Source organism: Kocuria sp. JC486 (assembly GCF_011602805.1).
Lineage (GTDB): Bacteria > Actinomycetota > Actinomycetes > Actinomycetales > Micrococcaceae > Kocuria > Kocuria soli.
Window position 1 is genome coordinate 24,744 of record NZ_JAAOZS010000008.1, and the last position, 21,708, is coordinate 46,451.

Annotated in this window: 18 protein-coding genes and 1 riboswitch; of the genes, 17 read left to right on the plus strand and 1 reads right to left on the minus strand. The window is 67.0% G+C overall.

What is annotated here, in order from left to right; all coding sequences use genetic code 11:
• Nucleotides 1–9 precede the first annotated feature (9 nt).
• Entirely contained in the window at nt 10–2,289 is a 2,280-nt protein-coding gene (gene pflB, locus GWK18_RS05905) for a formate C-acetyltransferase (RefSeq protein ID WP_166833830.1), read from the minus strand.
• A 320-nt stretch (nt 2,290–2,609) separates the two neighbouring features.
• A riboswitch (SAM riboswitch) is annotated at nt 2,610–2,723 on the plus strand.
• A 96-nt stretch (nt 2,724–2,819) separates the two neighbouring features.
• Between pflB and GWK18_RS05910 the strand changes: the two genes are divergently transcribed.
• The 17 genes from GWK18_RS05910 (at nt 2,820) to GWK18_RS05990 (ending at nt 21,707) form a co-directional block, all read left to right on the plus strand.
• Nucleotides 2,820–3,695 carry a MetQ/NlpA family ABC transporter substrate-binding protein gene (locus tag GWK18_RS05910; protein ID WP_123825625.1) on the plus strand — a complete coding sequence of 292 codons (876 nt, stop codon included), beginning with the start codon at nt 2,820–2,822 and terminating at the stop codon, nt 3,693–3,695.
• Nucleotides 3,692–4,774, plus strand: coding sequence for a methionine ABC transporter ATP-binding protein (locus GWK18_RS05915; protein WP_233568819.1), 1,083 nt, complete (start codon nt 3,692–3,694; stop codon nt 4,772–4,774). Before GWK18_RS05910 ends, GWK18_RS05915 begins: the two co-directional genes overlap by 4 nt.
• Nucleotides 4,771–5,427, plus strand: coding sequence for a methionine ABC transporter permease (locus tag GWK18_RS05920; RefSeq protein ID WP_123825627.1), 657 nt, complete (start codon nt 4,771–4,773; stop codon nt 5,425–5,427). Before GWK18_RS05915 ends, GWK18_RS05920 begins: the two co-directional genes overlap by 4 nt.
• Before the next feature lie 225 nt (nt 5,428–5,652).
• Nucleotides 5,653–7,005, plus strand: a complete 1,353-nt coding sequence (locus GWK18_RS05925; RefSeq protein WP_166833832.1) for a site-2 protease family protein — start codon at nt 5,653–5,655, stop codon at nt 7,003–7,005.
• Between the two features lie 152 nt (nt 7,006–7,157).
• Nucleotides 7,158–8,321, plus strand: coding sequence for a flavodoxin-dependent (E)-4-hydroxy-3-methylbut-2-enyl-diphosphate synthase (ispG, locus tag GWK18_RS05930; RefSeq protein ID WP_123825631.1), 1,164 nt, complete (start codon nt 7,158–7,160; stop codon nt 8,319–8,321).
• Nucleotides 8,318–9,199, plus strand: a complete 882-nt coding sequence (locus GWK18_RS05935) for a DUF4081 domain-containing GNAT family N-acetyltransferase (protein WP_166833834.1) — start codon at nt 8,318–8,320, stop codon at nt 9,197–9,199. The genes ispG and GWK18_RS05935 overlap by 4 nt, the downstream gene beginning before the upstream one ends.
• Before the next feature lie 211 nt (nt 9,200–9,410).
• On the plus strand, nt 9,411–10,271 hold the full coding sequence (locus tag GWK18_RS05940) for a hypothetical protein (RefSeq protein WP_166833836.1): 861 nt from the start codon (nt 9,411–9,413) through the stop codon (nt 10,269–10,271).
• Between the two features lie 139 nt (nt 10,272–10,410).
• Entirely contained in the window at nt 10,411–11,298 is an 888-nt protein-coding gene (locus tag GWK18_RS05945) for a hypothetical protein (RefSeq protein ID WP_166833838.1), read from the plus strand.
• A gap of 66 nt (nt 11,299–11,364) precedes the next feature.
• Complete coding sequence (locus GWK18_RS05950; protein ID WP_166833840.1) at nt 11,365–12,237, plus strand: hypothetical protein; 873 nt, start codon at nt 11,365–11,367, stop codon at nt 12,235–12,237.
• A 182-nt stretch (nt 12,238–12,419) separates the two neighbouring features.
• Nucleotides 12,420–14,234 (plus strand): proline--tRNA ligase, encoded by a 1,815-nt coding sequence (locus GWK18_RS05955; RefSeq protein WP_166833842.1) that lies wholly within the window; start codon nt 12,420–12,422, stop codon nt 14,232–14,234.
• Between the two features lie 2 nt (nt 14,235–14,236).
• Nucleotides 14,237–14,770 (plus strand): ribosome maturation factor RimP, encoded by a 534-nt coding sequence (gene rimP / locus GWK18_RS05960; protein ID WP_166833844.1) that lies wholly within the window; start codon nt 14,237–14,239, stop codon nt 14,768–14,770.
• A 238-nt stretch (nt 14,771–15,008) separates the two neighbouring features.
• Nucleotides 15,009–15,983 carry a transcription termination factor NusA gene (nusA, locus tag GWK18_RS05965; RefSeq protein WP_166833846.1) on the plus strand — a complete coding sequence of 325 codons (975 nt, stop codon included), beginning with the start codon at nt 15,009–15,011 and terminating at the stop codon, nt 15,981–15,983.
• A 160-nt stretch (nt 15,984–16,143) separates the two neighbouring features.
• Nucleotides 16,144–16,431: a YlxR family protein gene (locus GWK18_RS05970; protein WP_233568820.1), complete on the plus strand. Its 288-nt coding sequence runs from the start codon at nt 16,144–16,146 to the stop codon at nt 16,429–16,431.
• Nucleotides 16,432–16,688: 257 nt separating this feature from the next.
• A complete protein-coding gene (infB, locus tag GWK18_RS05975) occupies nt 16,689–19,583 on the plus strand; it encodes a translation initiation factor IF-2 (protein WP_166833848.1) in 2,895 nt (964 codons plus the stop codon).
• Between the two features lie 180 nt (nt 19,584–19,763).
• Nucleotides 19,764–20,267, plus strand: a complete 504-nt coding sequence (gene rbfA, locus GWK18_RS05980) for a 30S ribosome-binding factor RbfA (protein WP_123825651.1) — start codon at nt 19,764–19,766, stop codon at nt 20,265–20,267.
• 92 nt (nt 20,268–20,359) lie between these two features.
• Nucleotides 20,360–21,283: a tRNA pseudouridine(55) synthase TruB gene (gene truB, locus GWK18_RS05985; protein WP_166833941.1), complete on the plus strand. Its 924-nt coding sequence runs from the start codon at nt 20,360–20,362 to the stop codon at nt 21,281–21,283.
• Between the two features lie 52 nt (nt 21,284–21,335).
• The gene (locus GWK18_RS05990; protein WP_123825653.1) at nt 21,336–21,707 is read left to right on the plus strand and encodes a hypothetical protein; all 372 of its coding nucleotides are present in this window, start codon (nt 21,336–21,338) and stop codon (nt 21,705–21,707) included.
• Nucleotide 21,708: the final 1 nt, after the last annotated feature.

Sequence of the window (21,708 nt, forward strand, 5' to 3'; positions counted from 1 at the left end):
GAATCCTGATCAGACGCGGTCGTGGAACGTGCGCGACAGGACGTCCAACTGCTGCTCGCGGGTCAGGCGAACGAAGTTCACGGCGTACCCGGAGACCCGCACCGTCAGCTGCGGGTAGTTCTCCGGGTGAGCCATGGCGTCCTCCAGGGTCTCCCGGTTCAATACGTTGACGTTCATGTGGTAGCCGTCGGAAACGTTCTGGGCATCCAGCAGACCCGCCAGGTTGGTGATCTGCTCGTCCTTGGTGCGGCCCAAACCGGAGGGAACCACCGTGTTGGTCAGGGAAATGCCGTCCATGGCCTCGGCGAAGGGCAGCTTGGCCACCGACAGTGCAGAGGCCAACATCCCGTGAGTGTCCCGCCCGTTGGAGGGGTTGGCACCCGGAGCGAACGGCTCGCCCGCGCGTCGACCGTCCGGGGTGTTACCGGTCTTCTTGCCGTAGACCACGTTGGAGGTGATTGTCAGGACCGACTGGGTGTGCACCGCGTCCCGGTAGGTGGGGTGGCGGCGGACGCGCTCCATGAACTCGTGCACGATCTTGACCGCGATCTCGTCCACCCGGTCGTCGTCGTTGCCGTAGGCCGGGAATTCGCCGTCGATCTGGTAGTCGGTGACCAAACCGGACTGGTCACGGACCGGTCGAACCGTTGCGTACTTGATGGCGGACAGCGAATCCGCGGTCACGGAGAGCCCGGCAATGCCGCAGGCCATGGTGCGCAGCACGTTGCGGTCGTGCAGCGCCATCTCCAGGCGCTCGTAGGCGTACTTGTCGTGCATGTAGTGGATGCAGTTCAGGGCCTCCACGTACGTCGCGGCGAGCCAGTCCAACGTGACCAGGAACTTCTCCCACACGTCGTCGAACTCCAGCACCTCACCGACGACGGCGGGGGACTCCGGAGCGATTTGCTTCCCGGAGATCTCGTCGCGGCCACCGTTGATCGCGTACAGCAGGGACTTGGCCACGTTCACGCGGGCTCCGAAGAACTGCATCTGCTTGCCCACGGTCATGGGGGAGACGCAGCAGGCGATGGCGGCGTCGTCACCGCAGGCACCGCGGATCAGTTCGTCCGATTCGAACTGGATGGCGGACGTGTCGATCGAAACCTGGGCGCAGTAGCGCTTGAAGCCTTCCGGAAGGTCCGCGGACCAGAAGACCGTCAGGTTCGGTTCCGGGGCGGGTCCCAGGTTGTAGAGGGTCTGCAGGAACCGGAAAGAGGTCTTGGTGACCAGGGTCCGCCCGTCGGCACCCATGCCGCCGATGGATTCGGTGACCCAGGTGGGGTCCCCCGAGAACAGCTGGTCGTACTCCGGGGTCCGCAGGAAGCGCACGATCCGCAGCTTGATCACCAGGTCGTCCACGATCTCCTGGACTTCCGATTCCGTCAGCACCCCGTCAGCCAGGTCGCGGGAGAAGTACACGTCCAGGAACGCCGTGTTGCGCCCGAAGGACATGGCCGCGCCGTTCTGCTCCTTGACCGCGCCCAGGTAGGCGAAGTACAGCCACTGCACGGCTTCTGTCGCGTTGGTTGCGGGCTTGGAGATGTCGAACCCGTAGGAGGCTGCCATCTCCTGGAGCTCACGCAGCGCGCGGATCTGCTCCGCGTTCTCCTCGCGCTCGCGGATGACCTTCTCGTCCGCGGCGTAGAGGTCGAGTTCGGCACGCTCGCGCTGCTTGCCCTCCACCAGGGCGTCCACGCCGTAGAGGGCCACGCGCCGGTAGTCGCCGATGATGCGACCGCGGCCGTAGGCGTCCGGCAGGCCGGTCACCACGTGGGAGGACCGTGCTGCGCGCACGTTGGGGGAGTAGACGTCGAAGACCCCGTCGTTGTGGGTCTTGCGATAGGTCGAGTAGATCTTCTCGAGCGTGGGATCCACGGGGTAGCCGTAGGTCTCCAGGGAATTCTTGACCATGCGCCACCCGCCGTTGGGCATGATCGCGCGCTTGAGGGGAGCATCGGTCTGCAGGCCGACGACGATCTCCTGCTCGGCATCGATGTAACCGGGCTTGTGGGAGGTGATGGTCGAGGGCGTGGTGGCATCGACGTCGTAGACGCCCTTCTCGCGCTCGGCCGGGAACATCTCCAGCAGCTTCTGCCAGATGCCGGTGGTCCGAGCCGTGGCACCTTCCAGGAAAGCGGAGTCGCCGTCGTAGGGTGTGTAGTTGCGCTGGATGAAGTCGCGGACGTCGATCGAGTCCTGCCACGGACCTGCCTGGAAACCCCGCCAGGCTTGCGCGGCGGGGTCGAAACCCTCGTCGTGAACGGGGCGGTCTGTGGTCTGGGCGGTCATGTGGTCCTCCTCCGTGGGCAGGGGCCCGGATCCGGTGCCCGTGCAATCCGTGTGAGGCCACTTCTCGGGTCAGACGCGTCCTCACGTTCACTTCCGAAGCTACGGAATCTCCGTCTGTGGTTCACTCGGGTTGCAGATGGTTTCCTTGGGTATCTCTGTGTTCATCTGTGTTTCATGTGCGCGTATGCCGTACGCCCAGGTCGGTGGGGGTTCCGGGCCTGTGGTCCACACATCGCGTTCATGTGAAGTTGCCCACGTTGTGTCGATCATTGCTGTGCGCAACGGCCACGGGCCGCACGATGTTAGGATTTCGCGCAATGGATGACGAGTCCCGGCGAAAAGCTCTGGCTGACCGGGCGGCAACCCTCTGACGTGGTGGGGTGCCCCAGATGAACATCCGGCTCCGGTCAACGGACCTGCGGCAAGCACGAACATCGAGAAATGAGCCTTCCTCGGGCGCCTTCTGATCATCCTTCGTGCATGCGGCACGGTCCCGGACCCCTGCATCACGAACGAAAGGCATACCCTCCATGCGCGCTTACCGAGTTTCCGCATTGGCTCTGACCTCCGTCCTGGGCCTCACCCTGGCCGGCTGCGGTGGTTCCAACAGCAACGAAGGCCCCTACGACGACGAAGTCGTCACCCTGGGCGTGATCGGGTCCTCCCCGGTGGACGAGGCCATCGTCGAAGCCGCCGCCGAAGAAGGCATCACCGTGGAACTGCGCGAGTTCGGTGACTACAGCCAGGTCAACCCTGCCACCGCCAACGGCGACATCGACATGGCCCGGTTCCAGCACATCGCCTACCTGGCGGATTACAACAACAGCGCAGGGGACGACATCACGCCGATCGTTTCCACGTCGATCTACCCGATGGGCCTGTACTCCAACCAGTACGACTCCTTGGACCAGATCAAGGACGGCGACGAGATCGCCATCCCCAACGACTCCATCAACCAGACCCGCGCCCTGCTCCTGCTGGAATCCAAGGGCCTGGTCGAGTTCACCTCCGACACGACGGCGCCCGCCGAGACCGACGTCGACACCGAGAAGTCGAAGGTCAAGGTCACGCCGGTCTCCGCCGAGCAGACCGTCCTGTCCCTCGACTCGGTGGCCGCGTCCGTGGTCAACAACGACTTCCTGGAGCGCGCCGACCTCAACCCCGAGGAAGCGCTCGCGGAGGACGGCGTCGGTGAGGAGAGCTCCTACCCCTACGTCAACCTGTTCACCACCACGGCCGAGAACGCCGACGACGAGACCCTGAACAAGGTTGCCGAACTCTTCCACTCGGACGCCGTTCTGGAGGCCGAGGCCAAGGAGTCCAAGGACACCGCCGTGTCCCTGGACCTGCCGCGCGAAGAGCTGGACCAGATCCTCGCCGACTACCAGAAGGACCTCCAGAAGTGAGTTCTGCGGCGACGGCTACTCCCCGCGTGCGGCCCGGTGAGGACGCCGAGGTGATCGTCCGGTTCGAGGACGCCATCAAGACGTTCGAAACGGGCAAGGGCAAACTGCGCCGAGAGGTCACGGCGGTGGACGGCGTCACGCTGTCGATCCGTCGCGGTGAGATCTACGGGGTCATCGGGTACTCCGGTGCGGGCAAGTCGACGCTGGTGCGCCTGATCAACGGCTTGGAGCCCGTCACCGGGGGTGTCGTGGAGGTCGACGGGCAGCGCGTCGACGGGCGGACCGAGGAACAACTGGCCCCGATTCGCCGGGAGATCGGCATGATTTTCCAGCAGTTCAACCTCTTCACCTCCCGGACGGTCGCGGGCAACGTCGAGTACCCGTTGGTGCGCGCGGGGTGGTCCAAGGACAAGCGCAAGGCGCGGGTTGAGGAACTGCTCCGCTTCGTCGGACTGTCCGAACGTGCGGGAAACTACCCCGAGCAGCTCTCGGGCGGACAGAAGCAGCGCGTGGGAATCGCCCGCGCGCTGGCCGCCCAGCCCAAGATCCTGCTGGCGGACGAATCCACCTCCGCGCTGGACCCCGAAACCACGCAGGAGGTCCTGAACCTGCTGCGCCGGGCCAACCGTGAGTTCGGCATCACCGTGGTGCTGATCACCCACGAAATGGACGTGGTGCGCTCGATCGCCGACCGGGTCGCCGTCATGGACAGCGGTCGTGTGGTCGAAGAAGGACCCACGGCGCGGGTGTTCTCCGCACCGGAAACGGACACCGCCCGAAAGTTCGTGGCCACGGTGAGCCACGACGAACCCGACAGCGAAGAACTGAGCTACCTGAGCGAACAGAGCAAGGGGCGGCTGGTCGTCGTCGACGTTCGTGAAGGCGTGGACGTGGGGTCCGTCCTGTCCGCTGCCGCCGCCCGCGGGGTGCAGTTCCAGATCGTGTTCGGGGGAGTCTCCGTCCTGCAGCGTCAGTCCTTCGGGTCCCTGACCGTGGACCTCACCGGTGAGCGGCACGAGGTCGACCGGACGATCGACGAACTCTCCCAGCTGACAACCGTGAAGGAGGTTTCGGCATGAACTGGTCCGTCCTCGGCCCCCAACTGCTGACCGCCATCGGCGAGACCCTCTACATGGTCGCGCTGACCATGGTGATCGCCGGCCTGATCGGTCTTTTCTTCGGCGTTGCCCTGTACGTGACGCGCCCCGGCAACCTCTACGCGAGCCGGGCCGTGAACACCGCGATCAACCTGGTGGTCAACTTCGTCCGCCCCATCCCCTTCATCATCCTGTTGGCCGCCCTGGGGCCGCTGACGGACGCGGTGGTAGGAACCCGCCTGGGGCAGAACGCGGCGATCTTCGCCATGTCGATCGCCGCGGTGTTCGCCGTCGCCCGCATCGTGGAACAGAACCTCATGTCCGTGGACCCCGGCGTCGTAGAAGCGGCCCGCTCCATGGGTGTCTCGCGCCCCAAGATCATCACCACGGTGATCCTTCCGGAAGCCCTCGGGCCCCTGGTCCTGGGGTACACCTTCCTGGTGATCGGCGTGACGGACATGTCCGCCATGGCCGGCGCGATCGGTGCCGGTGGTCTGGGTGACTTCGCCCTGCGTCTGGGCTACCAGCGGTTCAACGACCAGATCACCTGGGCAGCCGTGGCCGTCATCATCGTCATGGTTCAGCTGGTGCAGTTCTTCGGCAACTCCATGGCGCGCAAGATCATGCGGCGCTGAGCCGCTGATCGAGTCGCGACGACGACGGGCCCCTTCCTTGGACTGCTTCGCTTGTGGTCCGCTGCGGAGGGGCTTTGTCGTACCCGAGTTGACCTGTGGCACCCGGACCTGGGCGCCTTCCGTAGGGCGTCAAGCGAAGGAGTCCGAGGAAGGCGCCCAGGTCCGGGTGGATCGCAGCCGAGATCGGGGGCACAGCACGGAAAGTTCTGGGCTGAGTGTGGTTGCATGTCGGCCGTGACCGTTCTGCTCTATGTCCTCGGCGTGCTCCTGGCAGCTGTGGCCTTCATCTTCTCGATCGCCCTGCACGAGGTCGGGCATCTGGTGCCCGCCAAGCTCTTCAAGGTGCGCGTCCGCCAGTACATGGTGGGTTTCGGACCCACCGTGTTCTCAAGGCGCCGCGGGGAGACCGAGTACGGGCTCAAAGCCGTCCCGTTGGGCGGCTACGTGGCGATGATCGGCATGTACCCGCCGGCTGAGGGTCACGCCGCCGGAGTGGATTCGACCGGACTGTTCCAACAGGCCGTGGCGGAAACCCGCAGCCTGGAGGATGAGCATCGCCAGCCGGGTGACGAGGACCGCGCGTTCTACAAGCTCCCCGTGTACAAACGGGTCGTCATCATGCTCGGTGGCCCACTCATGAACTTCCTCATCGCGGTGGTGTGCATCACCGTGCTGGTCACGGGATTCGGCACGCAGTCGCCGACCACCCAGGTCTCCACGGTCAACGAATGCGTCGTCGAGGTCCGCGCGGGCGACGCCTCCGCTGACGGCCAGTCACAGACCAGTTGCGACAAGACCACCCCGGAGGCACCCGCACACGCTGCGGGACTGGAACCCGGGGACACAATCGTGTCCATCAACGGCCAGGACGTGGACACCTGGGACCAACTGACCTCGATCATCCGCGACCAGGGCGGCAAGGAGGTGCCCCTGGTCTACGAGCGTGACGGGCAGGAGACCAGCACGGTCATCACGCCGATCCTCACCGAGCGTCCCGTTCAGGACGACGACGGGGAGCCGGTCCTGGACAACGGGGACTACGTCTTGGAAGAAGTGGGCTTCATCGGCGTCTCGCCCCGCTTCGACACCGTCCCTCAGCCCGTGACGGAGGTCCCCGGCGTCGTCGTCGATTCGCTGAACTCCGTGTTCGGCGTGCTGTGGCGCTTGCCCGTGAACGTCTGGAACACCGCCGTGTCCACATTCACGGAGGCCCCCAGGGATCCCGAAGGGCCGATGTCGGTGGTCGGAGTGGGGCGGATCTCCGGCGAGGTGGCCATGACGGACCGGCTGGAGGTCAAAGACAAGGCCGCCACCCTGGTGGGACTGATCGGCTCCGTCAATCTCGCCCTGTTCGCCTTCAACCTGTTGCCGCTGCTGCCGCTGGACGGTGGACACATCGCCGGGGCGCTGTGGGAGAAGGTGCGGCGTGGTTTCGCCAAGCTCACCGGCCGCGCCGACCCCGGACCGTTCGACCCCCTCAAGCTCCTGCCGCTGACGTACGTGGTGGTCGGCGCATTCCTGGTGATGACGGTGGTGCTCGTGCTGGCCGACATCGTCGAACCGGTCCAGGTGTTCTGACTCGGCGCCCGGTTGCCAGTGCCTGGAAGTGTGCCCAGGACAACCATGAATCGGTGTCCCCGGTCGTGGGAACTGGGGCACAATGGGTGGTCGGCGTGTCGTGGTGATCCCGCGGCATCGCGAATTCCATCGCCAACGTGTCAGGAGCCCCCGTGAGTCCGGTCAGCCTCGGTATGCCCGCAGCGCCTCAGCCCGTCCTCTCGCCCCGTCGCAAGACCCGGCAGATCCGTGTGGGGGCCGTCGGCGTCGGTTCCGATTCGCCCGTGAGCGTGCAGTCGATGACGACGACGCCGACCACGGACATCAACGCGACCCTGCAGCAGATCGCCGAACTCAACGCCGCCGGTTGCGACATCGTGCGCGTGGCCTGCCCGTCCCAGGACGACGCCGACGCACTGCCGATCATTGCCAAGAAATCGCCCATCCCGGTGATCGCCGACATCCACTTCCAGCCCAAGTACGTGTTCGCCGCGATCGACGCCGGGTGCGCCGGTGTCCGCGTGAACCCGGGCAACATCCGGAAGTTCGACGACCAGGTGGGAGCCATCGCCAAGGCGGCGCAGGACGCGGGGGTTTCGATCCGCATCGGCGTGAACGCGGGCTCCCTGGACAAGCGGCTCATGGAGAAGTACGGCAAGGCCACTCCGGAGGCACTCATGGAGTCGGCCAAGTGGGAAGCCTCCCTTTTCGAGGAGCACGACTTCCACGACTTCAAGATCTCCGTCAAGCACAACGACCCCGTGACCATGGTTCGGGCCTACCAGCTCCTTGCCGCGGAAGGTGACTGGCCGTTGCACCTGGGCGTCACGGAAGCCGGGCCCGCGTTCCAGGGCACCATCAAGTCGGCGACGGCGTTCGGTGCCTTGCTCTCCCAGGGCATCGGGGACACGATCCGCGTGTCCCTCTCCGCCCCGCCGGTTGAAGAGGTCAAGGTCGGCAGCCAGATCCTGCAGTCCTTGGGGCTGCGGCCCAAGAAGCTGGAAATCGTGTCCTGCCCGTCCTGCGGCCGGGCCCAGGTGGACGTGTACAAGCTGGCGGATGACGTCACGGAGGGGCTCAAGGACCTGACCGTGCCGCTGCGCGTTGCCGTCATGGGCTGCGTGGTCAACGGACCGGGCGAGGCCCGTGAAGCCGACCTGGGTGTTGCCTCCGGCAACGGCAAGGGCCAGATCTTCGTCAAGGGCGAGGTCATTCGCACCGTGCCCGAGGACCAGATCGTGGAGACCCTGATCACCGAGGCGAATCGCCTTGCCGAAGACATGGACATCGAAGGCTCGGAGGAGTCGGGCGCGCCCAGCGTGACCGTCGCCGGATGAGATTCTTCGCCGGGTCCGGGCCGCGTCTGGTCCCCCCGCACGCCGTCCCCGCAGGGGCGCTGGAGGACTTGCTGGCCACCAGAAGGGTGGCCTCGGCCTTCGTGACCGAGAACGTGGCCACCTTCCGTACCGCGACCTCCGGGCAGTCGGCCCCCGTGGTGGGCGTGACCGACGGCGGCAGGGGACTACCCGGACGACGCTCGACTCCGGTGCAGCTCACGGGCGCGTGTTGGGTCGGCAGCAATGTGGTCCCCGTGGTCCTCGACGACGCCGGAATCCGGCTCGTGGCCGACCATCTGCTGGCGCAACGTCGCCCCCGGGCTTCGTTCTTCGGCCCACAGCGTGAGGTGCTCGCGCTGTGGAACGCGGTGCAGCCCCGGTGGTCCGAGCCGTTTGCCGTGCGCGAGGAGCAGCCCCTCATGGTGGCCAAACGGCACTCCGATTCCGCACCGCACCCGGAGGTTCGGCCCGCCGACCCGTCGGAGGTCGCCGAAGTGTTGCCGGCCAGTGCCGCCATGTTCGAAGAAGAGGTCGGCTACTCACCGTTCGTGGCCGGTGACAACGGGTACGTCCGCCGTGTCTCCAGGCTGATCGAGGACCAGCGCACGTTCGTGGTCAGGCGCGACGGTCGGGTCGTGTTCAAGGCGGACATCGGTGCCGCTGCGGGTGACGTATGCCAGATCCAAGGCGTGTGGGTGGCACCCGAGCATCGCGGTCAGGGATGGGCCGTCCCGTGCATGACCGCGGTGGTGGAAGCGGCTCGACGTCGATGGCCCCTTGTCAGCCTGTACGTGAACTCGTACAACCGGGCGGCGCTGCGCACCTACCACCGCGCAGGATTCAACCGAGTCGGCACGTTCGCCACGGTCCTGTTCTGACCCGTGGGCCGATCCAGGTGGCTGGACAGGTCCCCAGCCACGGGACCGGTCGACCGCCGTCATCTCCTGTCATAGTGCGCCGCGTTACCTGAACACGAACGCAACGCTGGCGTTCGCATGTGCACATCACTAAAGTGATTTGCACAACCAACCGGCGTGATGTGGCCCTCTCGACCAGTGCGGGCGTCGTCGGGTGACGAAGGGGAGATCGATGGCTGACAAGTCCAAGTTTCTACTGGCCACCGGCGCCGTGTGCGTCCTGGCGCTGACCGGTTGCGGTGGCGGCGGGGGCGGAGGCGGTGGCGGGGAAGAGACCAGCGCCGCGCCCGTGGAGGCCCCGGACGACTACACGCTGGACACGGCCGAATCCACCCTGGCAGCCACCAAGGTCGGCGACGAGCAGGTCTCCGAGGTCGAACCGGCCGGTGAGGCCATGGCCAGTGGCGGGGAGGAAGTTGATTCCGCGACCTCGATGATCGACGCCATGATGGCGATGATCGAGACGGATCCCGAGGCCTGCAAGGACCCGTTGTTCACCGTGGTCTCCGCCGGGGTCATCGACGGGGAAGGCATGAGCCCCGAACTCGAACAGATGGTCGGCGGCACCACGGACAGCGACCTCACGATCTCCGTCCGGGTCACCGACTCGCGCGATGCAGCCGACCAAGCCGTCAAGGACCTCAACTCCGGGCTCGGCGACTGCGGCGAAGTGACCCTGAGCGCCATGGGCGACGAACAGTCCATGACCGCCGAGACCACGTCGCCCGAGGTCGAGGGGGCCGGCGAGACCCTGATCCTCACCGGTAGCTCCACTTCCTCCACGAGCTCGGCGAGCCCGAGTGGCGACACCACCTACTCCGCGTCGGCGATGAGCGTCGGCAACCTGGTCATCATGGTCAGCCAGGGCGACGGCCTGTCCGCAGTCGAGGGTGGATCGGGCTCCGACGCCTCGGAACCGGCATCCGAAGAGGATCTGGAGTCCGCCATGAACGACGTCGCCAAGTCCTTCGTCGATGGCCCGGTCGAGTCGACCGAAGGTGCGAGCGAGAGCGCCAGCGCCTCCGAGTCCTGACGCTGTGTCCCAGCGGGTGGTGCTGCGGTTCTGAGCGAGCCCCGCGGCCCACAGGGTGACCTGGCCCGGCCTGTCAAGGGCCGGGCCAGGTCATCGTCCCATCGATCCTCGGCTCCCCTCGGATTGCGTGGAGGTACCCATGACGAGCACACGCCACCTTCGATCGGCTGCGGTGGGCGCCGTCGCTGCCTCATTGCTTCTGACCGGGTGTTCCTACGGCACAGGGCCGGCCAGGGAGGCCTCAGAGCCCTCGGGCTCCGAAGCCGAGACGTCCTCCTCGCCGGCGGAGGAACCGAGCAGCGAGGAGTCGAGCAGCGAGGAGTCGAGCAGCGAGCCGGAGAGCACTGCCTCCGACGACTCCGGGAGTGACGCCGCAGAAGAGGCCCCCACCGACCTCACGGATGGCGACGTCCTGACGGCGCTGAACGGCGCCGAGATCGACGGCGTCACGCTCAACGCAGTCGCCGGTTCCGTCCTGCCCGATCTGGACCTGGCCCCGGATCAACTGCTCGAAGACCAATTCGGAACCCTGGAGATCACCCCGGAGGACTGCGTGGAGCCGGTGCGCAGCGCCCTGGTGCCCGGATGGGTGGAGCCCTCCGTGGACGAGGCGACCGTTGCCGCCGATCGCGTGGACACGGTGCTCGTGAGCGTCCGACCGCTGGAAGACCAGGAGCAGGCCGAGACCGCAATGGACGACTACGTCGACTCGGTCGAGGGCTGTGACGGCGGTGAGATGACGGTTGACAGTGAGGGCCCCCTGGACGTGGAGCTCGCGGTCGACGACATCTCCGTCCCCGGAGCATCCCAGGCCGTGACCGTGACCTATTCGGATGATCCCTACACCACCAAGGACGACATCCGGTCGGGACGCATGGTCTACGGCAACAGCGTGGTCACGATCATTCACAACATCGAGTACCAGGTGCCCGCCGACGGTGAGCGGGCTGACTACGAGCAGTTGCTCACCGAGATGACGGGGATCCTCTCGGGTGAGCCGGTCGCCGGTCCCGGTTCGGAAGTCTGAGCCCACCAGGTTTCCCCGGAACCATCTGACACAACACACGGACCCTTACAAAACAAGGAGAATCACATGGAACGTCGTCGACGAATCACCGTGGCGGCTGCCACCTCGATCGCGGCAGCGCTGATGCTGTCCGGTTGCGGGCTCTTCGGCGGGGGAGAACCGAAGGAACGGTCGGAGGAGTCCACCCAGGAGCAGAGCACCGAGGCCACAGGAGGCACCGAGGAGCAGAGCTCGCAGGCAACCTCCGAAGAGACCACGGAGTCCTCGGATTCCGCCTCGCCCACGGAGAGCGACGACGAATCCGCCTCGCCCAGTGCCTCCGAGTCGGGCGGCGGTTCCGACGGTGAGCTTTCCGATTCCTCCGTGATGGGCGCTCTCAACGGTGAGAAGGTCGGCGGGTTCGAGATCAACGCCGTGCCCGTGTCACTCATGTCTGCCTCCGGCTACGACATACCCAGCATGCTGGAGGAGTCCGTCGGCGTGGTGACCGTGGATCCGGCGTCGTGCGAGGACCCCGTCAAGGGATCGTTCATGGGCGGGATCATGCAGTCCGACATGGACGAAGGTGTGGTCGGCTCCGACGAAGAAGGCAACCTGATCGTCACCGTCCACATGTACGACTCGACCTCGGAGGCCGAGGACGCCCTGGACGACTTCGAGACCGGCGTCAAGGACTGCTCCGAAGCCACCATGTCCGTGGACGACCAGCCGGTCGACGTCCAGCTCGAGAACGAGGACATCACGGTCGACTCCGCGGACACTGCCATCCGCACCACGTTGTCCGCCGGTGGTCCTGGGGGCAGCATGGACGTCCACACGGGCCGCATGGTGTACGAGAACTCGATGATCTCCGTGATCGCTTCCGAGGAGTACGAAGGCAAACAAGCCGACTACGAGGAACTGTTGACCGAAATCGCGGATCTGCTGGCCACGGCCTGATCCGGAACCGGTGCGCAGGGGCCGGACCTCGGGGCGATAGGATGGCCCGGGTCCGGCCCTTCGCCGTCGTCAGCGGTGTGTCCGCCACCCATCCGCGGGTGCCCTGACGACCAATGGCCGGGGCCCCGAGAACCAATCCCCGCCGACGCCCGTCCGTCGACCGTCCCGAAAGGCAGTGCTCCGTGGCCCTGCGACTCTCCACCTTGTTCCTGCGCACTCTCCGCGAGGATCCCGTCGATGCCGAGGTGGCCAGCCACCGGCTCCTGGTGCGCGGCGGGTACATCCGGCGCGCAGCCCCGGGCGGATTCACGTGGCTGCCGCTGGGGATGATCGTGCTGCGCAAGGTCGAGGCGATCGTGCGCGAGGAGATGGACGCGATCGGAGGGCAGGAAGTGCTGTTCCCGGCACTGCTTCCGCGCGAGCCGTACGAGGCCACCGGCCGCTGGGAGGAATACGGCGACGCGCTGTTCCGGGTCAAGGACCGCAAGAACGCGGACCACCTCCTGGCCCCCACGCACGAGGAAGTCTTCACGCTGCTGGTCAAGGACCTCTACTCCTCCTACAAGGACCTCCCCGCGATCCTCTACCAGGTGCAGACCAAGTACCGTGACGAGGCGCGGCCGCGCGCGGGTTTGATCCGTTCGCGCGAGTTCATCATGAAGGACTCCTACTCCTTCGACGTCGACGACGAAGGCCTGGCCGAGTCCTACCGCCTCCACCGGGAGGCGTACCTACGGATCTTCAAGCGTCTGGGACTCGAGGTCGTGGCCGTGTCCGCCGATTCCGGTGCCATGGGTGGCTCCCAGTCCGAGGAATTCCTGTTCCCCACGGCCATTGGCGAGGACACCTTCGTTCGTTCCCCCGGTGGGTACGCCGCCAACGTCGAGGCCGTGACCACCGTGGTCCCCGAGGCGGTGCCCTACGACGACGCCCCGGACCCCGTGGTCCATGACACCCCGGACTCGCCCACGATCGAGACCCTGGTCAGTCAGTCGCAGGCGCTGCACCCCCGGGAGGACCGCCCCTGGACCGCGGCTGACACGCTCAAGAACGTGGTCCTCAAGGTCACCCACCCGGACGGCGAACACACCATGGCGGTGATCGGTCTGCCCGGTGATCGCAACGTGGACCTCAAGCGCGTGGAAGTCAGCATCGGCAAGGTCCTCGGCATCTCCGGTGAAGTGGGTGTGGAGCAGGCGACCGACGACGACCTCAAGACCCAGCCCCTGATCGTGAAGGGCTACCTGGGGCCGGGGCTGGCACTGGATGAACCTTTGCTCGGCGAGAAGTCGGCCACCGGGCTGCCCTATTTCGTGGACCCCCGCGTGGTCGAAGGCACCCGGTGGGTTACCGGCGCGAACGTTGCCGGTCAGCACGTCTACGACCTCGTGGCCGGCCGCGACTTCACCTGGGACGGAACCATCGAGTGCGCGCAGGTGCTCCCGGGCGACCCCGCGCCGGACGGATCCGGTCCGCTCGAAGCCGCGCGCGGTATCGAGATGGGGCACGTGTTCGCACTCGGGCGCAAGTACGCCGACGTCCTGGGGCTCAAGGTCCTGGACCAGAACGGCAAGCAGGTCGTGGTGACCATGGGGTCCTACGGTTTCGGTGTGACCCGCGCCGTCGCCGCCCTGGCGGAGGCCAACCACGACGACAAGGGGCTGATCTGGCCCCGAGCCGTGGCACCCGCGGACGTCCACGTGGTGGCGACGGGCAAGGGCCCGGAATTCATGGCCGAGGCAGAGAAGGTTGTCGCGGAACTCGAGGCGGAGGGCCTGTCGGTGCTCTTCGACGACCGCCCCAAGGTTTCACCGGGTGTGCGCTTCGGTGACTTCGAACTGCTGGGCGTGCCCACCATGCTGGTGGTCGGACGCGGCCTTGCCGACGGGGTCCTCGAGCTGAAGGACCGTGCCACGGGAGAGTCGCGGGACATCGCGCGCGACGGCGTGGGCAAGACTGTGGTCGACTCGATCCGCAACGCAACGACAGGAGACTGATCGTGAACCAGCCGGAATCCCAGGACACCACCGCGGCTCTGCGTGAGCTGCTGACTCCCGTCGTGGAGGGCGAAGGGCTGTTCCTCGAGGAGATCAACGTCATCGGCGCCGGTGCGAACCGAATCGTGCAGGTTCTGGTGGACCTGCCCGAGGAGAGCACCGAGGGGGTCGAACTCGACGACATCGCACGGGTGTCGCGGGCCGTTTCGGACGCGCTCGACGAGAGTGACGCCGTCGACGGACCCGCCTACGAACTCGAGGTCTCCTCCCCGGGGGCCACGCGCGAACTCAAGGCGCTGCGGCACTGGAAGCGCTCCGTCGGGCGTCATGTGTCCGTGACCCCCGTGAACACCTCCGAGCAGCCGAAGTTCACCGCCCGGCTCCTGTCTGTGCAGGACGCGGAGGGCGACGACGACGCCACCGTCACCCTGCAGCGCAGTGAGCAGGTCAAGAAGGGGATGCCCGTCAAGCTCCTGGACCCGGAGACCTGGCCCCTCGGCTCGATCCGACGCGCCAAGGTGCAGGTTCAGGACTGATCACCGGACTGCCCACGGGCCGGCGCGACTCAGCCGGCCCGGGGGCCGAGACGACGTCCGTGTAGGATCGAAACTCGATACCGGAAGCTCACTGGTTCACCCACACCCTTCGGGGGATGGGAACAGTGGCGGCCGTCATGTAACTCACCAGGACAGCGTTCCGCCCGCCCGGGCGGTGCGCTGTTGTCAATCACGGGGCGCTGATTCTCGGAAGCGCGCCAGAACGGAAAGGCTCGACATGGACATCGACATGAGTGCCCTGCGGATGCTCGAACGAGAGCGTGAGATCCCCGTGGACCTGCTCGTACCCACGATCGAGCAGGCTCTGGTTCTGGCCTACATGCGCTCTCCCGGTGCCATCAAGGACGCCCGCGCGGAGATCGACACCAAGAGCGGCCACGTGACCATCTGGGCACCCGAGGTCGACGAGGACGGGTCGAAGATCGGCGAGTTCGACGACACCCCGGAGGGATTCGGCCGCATCGCTGCCTCCACCGCACGTCAAGTCATCCTGCAGCGCCTGCGCGACGTCGAGGACGACAACGTCCTCGGCCACTTCAAGGGGCGCGAAGGTGAGGTGGTCTCCGGGCAGATCCAGCAGGGCCGCAACCCGCAGATGGTTCAGGTGGACCTTGGCACCGTGGAGGCACTGCTGCCGCCGCACGAGCAGGTGCCGGGGGAGACGTACCCGCACGGCGGACGGATCCGCGCCTACATCGTGGAAGCGCGCCGCGGGCCCAAGGGCCCGTCCATCACCCTGTCCCGGTCCCACCCCGAGCTGGTCCGGCGCCTCTTCGAATTCGAGGTCCCCGAGATCGCCGACGGTGACGTCGAGATCATGGCCATTGCACGCGAGGCCGGGCACCGGTCCAAGATCGCGGTGGCCGCGAACACCTCGGGCGTCAACGCCAAGGGCTCCTGCATCGGTGAAATGGGGACTCGTGTGCGCGCCGTGATGAATGAACTGGGTGGGGAGAACATCGACATCGTTGACTGGTCCAACGATCCCGCCGTGTTCATCAGCAACGCCCTCTCCCCAGCAAAGACGATCAGCGTCGAGGTGCTCGACGAGCGCGGCAAGAGCGCCCGCGCCGTGGTGCCCGACAACAAGCTGTCCCTGGCCATCGGCAAGGAGGGGCAGAACGCACGCCTGGCCGCCAAGCTGACCGGGTGGAAGATCGACATCGTCCCGGAGTCCCGCACCGGAGCCTGAACCGCGGTCCTGAGCGTGGCGAAGGCCTCAAATTCGGATGAAGTTCTGCCGAGGGGCTAGACTTGTCCGCGGTCGAAAAGTCGATGGTTCACGCCCTCGCGCACCTGGCGCTGTCCAGCGGATGCGGGGGAATTATCCAAACCAGGGGTGCGTTCATTTCGTGGAACACGTTGTGCGCCGGACCTGTATCGGATGCCGGACCGTCGACGAACCCGACCACCTCCTGCGCTTGACGTTGAGCGCCGTGGAAACCGAGCCCGTCGTCGTCGTTGACGAGGACCGCGTGCTCGGAGGCCGCGGTGCGTGGGTGCATCCGGACGAACGATGCGTTCAGACCGCGGTGAAACGGGGAGCCTTCAACCGGGCCTTTCGACGCCGCGTGGACGCCACGGCGGCCGTGCACCAGATCGAGCGGGTGACCCGAACAGCGGGCACCGCACAGGAGTGAGCCGACCACGGCTGCCCGACGCGGGCGGTCGAGTCCGTTCCGGCTGACCCATCACCGCGGTGGGCAGTGATTCCCGGCCCGGACCACCATGGAAAGCGAGTCAGAAGCTGATGGAAACCCGATGAGTGCCGAACGATGAGTACTTCGCAGTGCTCTGAACACGGTGTTCCCGCGCGCCTGAACGGTGCGCTGGGAGACCCCCACGGCAAGTAGTCGGTCCGCCTCCTGTCACGGATGCGGACCGGGACAGGAGAGAAGTGGCTAAGCAACGAGTACACGAGCTGGCCAAGGAGCTCGGCATGACCTCCAAGGAGGCCATCGCCAAGCTGCAAGAACTCGGCGAATTCGTCCGGGGTGCGTCCTCGACGGTCGAACCGCCGGTCGCCAAGAAGCTGAAGGACGCCGTCGGCACGAAGCCCGCGGCATCCACCGAAACCGCCAAGACCACCAAGGCGCAGGACAAGGCAGAGCCCGCCACGGGTAAGCCCTCGCCGGCCAAGCCCTCCGGTGCCGCAAAGCCGGGTGCCAAGCCGGGCCCCAAGCCGGCGGCAGCGAAGGCTGAAACCGAGACCAAGGACGAGGCACCGGAAGCCACCCCGGCACCGACGGCGACTGAGCCGACGACCGAATCTGCTCCTGAGCGCACCGAGAAGCCTGCACCGGCTGAAGAAGCACCGGCTTCCAAGTCCGCCGGCGGCCCGACTCCCGGTCCCAAGCCGGGTGGAGCGGCACCGCGTCCGGGCAACAACCCGTTCGCTTCCCAGCAGGGCATGTCCCGTCCCGGTCCCCGCCCGCAGGGTGGCGGCCAGGGTGGCCCCCGTCCGGGTGGCCCGCGTCCGGGCAACAACCCGTTCGCTTCCCAGCAGGGCATGTCCCGACCCGGTTCGCGCCCACAGGGTGGCGGCCAGGGCGGTCCGCGTCCTGCCGCACCGCGTCCCGGTCAGGGCCAGGGTGGCGGCCAGGGTGGTCCGCGCCCCGCAGCGCCCCGTCCGGGCCAGGCTCCCCGTGGGCCCCGCCCAGCGGGTCCGCGCCCCAGCCCGAACATGATGCCGGGCCACACCACCAACGTCGCACCCGTGGGCTCGCGCCCCGGCGGTCGCGGCGGGGCAGGTGGTGGCCAGGGCGGCCCGCGTCGTGGTGGCGGCGGTGGCGCTCCCGGTGCCGGTGGCGGCGGGTTCCGCCCCGGTGGCGGACCGGGTCGTGGCGGCCGCGGTGCCACCCAGGGTGCCTTCGGTCGTGGCGGTCCGTCGCGCAAGGGACGCAAGTCGCGTCGCGCGAAGCGCCAGGAACTGGAGCAGATGAATGCACCGAAGATCGGTGGCGTCTCTGTTCCGCACGGTGACGGCTCGACCGTGGTGCGTCTGCGCCGTGGCGCGTCCCTGATGGACTTCGCCGAGAAGATCGAGGCGAACCCGGCGTCGCTGGTCCAGGTGCTCATCCACTTGGGCGAGATGGCCACGCAGACCCAGTCCCTTGACCAGGAGACCTTCGAGCTGCTGGGTGCCGAGCTGGGTTACGTCATCAACATCGTCTCCCCGGAGGACGAGGAGCGCGAGCTGTTCGAGTCCTTCGACATCGACCTGGCCGCCGAATCGGCTGCCGAGGACGACGAGGTGCTGGAGCCGCGTCCCGCCGTGGTGACCGTCATGGGTCACGTCGACCACGGTAAGACCCGCCTGCTGGACGCCATCCGGAACACCCGCGTGATCGAGGGCGAGGCCGGTGGCATCACCCAGCACATCGGTGCGTACCAGATCTCCACGGAGGTCGAGGGCGAGGACCGGAAGCTGACCTTCATCGACACCCCGGGTCACGAGGCGTTCACCGCCATGCGTGCCCGTGGTGCGCAGGTCACCGACATCGCCCTGCTCGTGGTCGCGGCCGACGACGGCGTGATGCCGCAGACCGTCGAGGCGTTGAACCACGCCCAGGCGGCCAACGTGCCGATCGTCGTGGCGGTCAACAAGATCGACAAGCCCGAGGCGAACCCGGAGAAGATCCGTGGCCAGCTCACCGAGTACGGACTCGTGCCCGAGGAATACGGTGGCGACACCATGTTCGTGGACGTCTCCGCGCGTGCCGGTCAGAACATCGAGGGTCTGCTGGAAGCGGTTGTCCTGACCGCTGACGGCACGCTGGAGCTGCAGGCGAACCCCAACAAGGAAGCCCGCGGTGTGGCCATCGAAGCCAACCTGGACAAGGGCCGCGGCGCCGTGTGCACCGTGCTGGTCCAGTCCGGCACGCTGCGCGTGGGCGACTCGATGGTGGTCGGCGGCTCGCACGGACGCGTCCGTGCGATGTTCGACGAGGACGGCAAGGCCGTGGAGGAAGCAATGCCTTCGCGTCCCGTGCAGGTGCTCGGTCTGAACTCCGTCCCGCGCGCCGGTGACACCTTCCTGGTGACCGCCGAGGAGCGGACGGCCCGTCAGATCGCCGAGAAGCGTCAGGCTGCCGACCGCAACGCGTTGCTGGCCAAGCGCCGCAAGCGCGTGACCTTGGAGTCCTTCGACGCGGCCGTGGCCGAGGGCAAGATCGACACCCTGAACCTGATCATCAAGGGCGACGTCTCCGGTGCCGTGGAGGCGCTGGAAGACTCGCTCATGAAGATCGAGGTCGCCTCCGACGAGGTTCAGCTGCGCGTGATTCACCGCGGCGTGGGTGCCATCACCCAGAACGACGTCAACCTGGCCACCGTGGACAACGCCATCATCATCGGCTTCAACGTTCGCCCCGCCGAGCGTGTCTCCGAGTTGGCCGACCGCGAGGGCGTGGAGATGAAGTTCTACTCGGTCATCTACAACGCGTTGGACGACGTCGAGGCTGCGCTCAAGGGCATGCTCAAGCCCGAGTACGAGGAAGTCGAACTCGGCAAGGCAGAGGTCCGCGAGGTCTTCCGTTCCTCCAAGTGGGGCAACATCGCCGGTTCCTACGTGACCGAGGGCCTGATCAAGCGCAACGCCAATGCGCGCCTGGTCCGCGACGGCAACGTGGTGCAGGACAAGTTGAAGATCGAGTCGCTGCGTCGCTTCAAGGACGACGCCGTCGAGGTCCGCGACGGATACGAGTGCGGTATCGGGCTCGGCTCCTTCAACGACATCAAGGAAGGCGACATCATCGAGACCTGGGAGCTTCAGGAGAAGCCCCGCGCCTGATCTCGAACCTTCGAGTCCGTGAGCCCCCGGCGCACCGCTCGAAAGCAACGGCCCGTACCGTGAGTCCTGAACGGACGGGTACGGGCCGTTGCCACCCCGGGTGAACCAACCGACCGCGCCATCGTGGATCGCGGACGGTGCGCACCGGAGACCGAAGAACCTGTAACAAGAGGAGTGACCATGGCCGACGCACAGCGCGCATCCCGCTTGGCCGACCGCATCAAGGTGATCGTGGCCCAGGCACTGGAACGTCGCGTCAAGGACCCGCGGCTGGGCTTCGTGACCGTCACCGACGCCCGCGTGACCAACGATCTCCAACACGCGACCGTGTACTACACCGTGTACGGGACCGCCGAGGAGAAGGCCGATTCCGCGCGTGCGCTGGAGTCCGCCAAGGGCATCCTGCGCGCGGAGGTGGGCAAGAACATCACGGCTCGGCTGACCCCCACGCTCGAGTTCGTGGCCGACGAGATCCCCGAGGCCGCTTCGCACCTCGAGGACGTCCTGCGCCGCGCCAAGGAGAAGGACGCCGAGGTGGCCGCGGCCGCCGTCGGCGCCCAGTACGCCTCCGGGGAGAACCCCTACCGAACCCCGGACGAGGAGGAGGACGTCGACGACGTAGAGACTCCCCGCGACGCCGGAACCACGGCTCCGGACGAGACCTCCGAACCGACCGAGCGGTGACAACCGAACCCACACCATCGGCATCCTCCCGGAACGACCGCCCCGCGCGAGCGCCCCGGGAAGATGTTCCGCGCCCGGATCCGGCGCTGCCCGTGCCGGAGGGCCTGGTGGTGGTGGACAAGCCGCAGGGCTGGACCAGCCACGACGTCGTCGGTCGGCTGCGCCGTCTCTGCGGAACCAAGAAGGTGGGCCACGCGGGCACCCTGGACCCCATGGCCACGGGTGTGCTCGTGGTGGGCGTGGGGCGCGGAACCAAGCTGCTGACCTACCTGGTGGGCGCGGACAAGACCTACGACGCTGTGATCCGGCTCGGAATCAGCACCGTCACAGAGGACGCGGAGGGCGAGGTCACGGCGGTCGCCGACGGCGATGCCGTCCGGGCCGTCACGGATCAGGGCATTTCCCACGCCATCGCGGGACTCACGGGTGAGATCCAGCAGGTGCCGTCGGCGGTGTCCGCGATCAAGATCGACGGTCGGCGCTCCTACGCGCGCGTGCGCGCAGGTGAGGACGTGGAACTGACCGCGCGGACCGTGACGGTTTCAGGATTCGACGTCCGCTCCGTCGAGCGTCAGACCCTGGCGGACGGCACGTTCGTCGTCGACCTGGCCGTGACGGTGGATGCTTCCTCCGGCACCTACGTCCGTGCGTTGGCCCGCGATCTGGGCGACGCCCTGGGCGTTGGCGGGCACCTGACCTACCTGCGCCGCACCCGTGTGGGCTCGTTGGACCTGACGCACGCCCAGGACCTGGACGGACTCCGCGCCGCCGTCGCCGAAGGGGGCACCGTGCCCGTGACGTCCCTTGACGACGCCGCGCGCGCCATGTTCCCCGCGCGGGAACTGAGCGATCAGGAGACCACGGACCTGGGCCACGGAAAACGCATCCCGGCCACGGGCAGCGCGGAACTGACCGCCGGCTTTGCCCCTGACGGGGGAGTGGTCGCGCTGCTCGAGGACCGCGGAAACCCCGGTGAGCGCACCGCCAAACCGGTCCTGGTCCTGAGAGCGCAATGACCGGCGCGCCGGCACGCGCGCAGCGACGGACGCAACGTGAAGGAGAACGGTGATGTTGTGGGGTTATGACGGCTGGTTCTGGGCCAGTGTGGTCCTGGGCGCGCTGTCGTTCCTGGTCTGCGCCGTCCAGGCGCTGCGCGGCAAGGCCCCGGGCGACCTCACACAGGGTTCGGTGCTGCTCCTGGAAGCGTTCCTGGTGGTCTACCTGGTGGGCTCGATCGTGCTGTTGTTCGTGGGGCCCAAGGCCTCCGGGAGCGTGGTCGAGTACTGGGGCTACCTGCTGACCGCGTTGGTGGTCCCGGCGGGGACGTTCATCTGGTCGCTGGTCGAACGCTCCAGTTGGTCCAACTGGATCCTGGCCGCCACCGGGCCCACGATCATCGTGATGGTCTACCGCATGAACTTCATCTGGTACTACCAGTAAG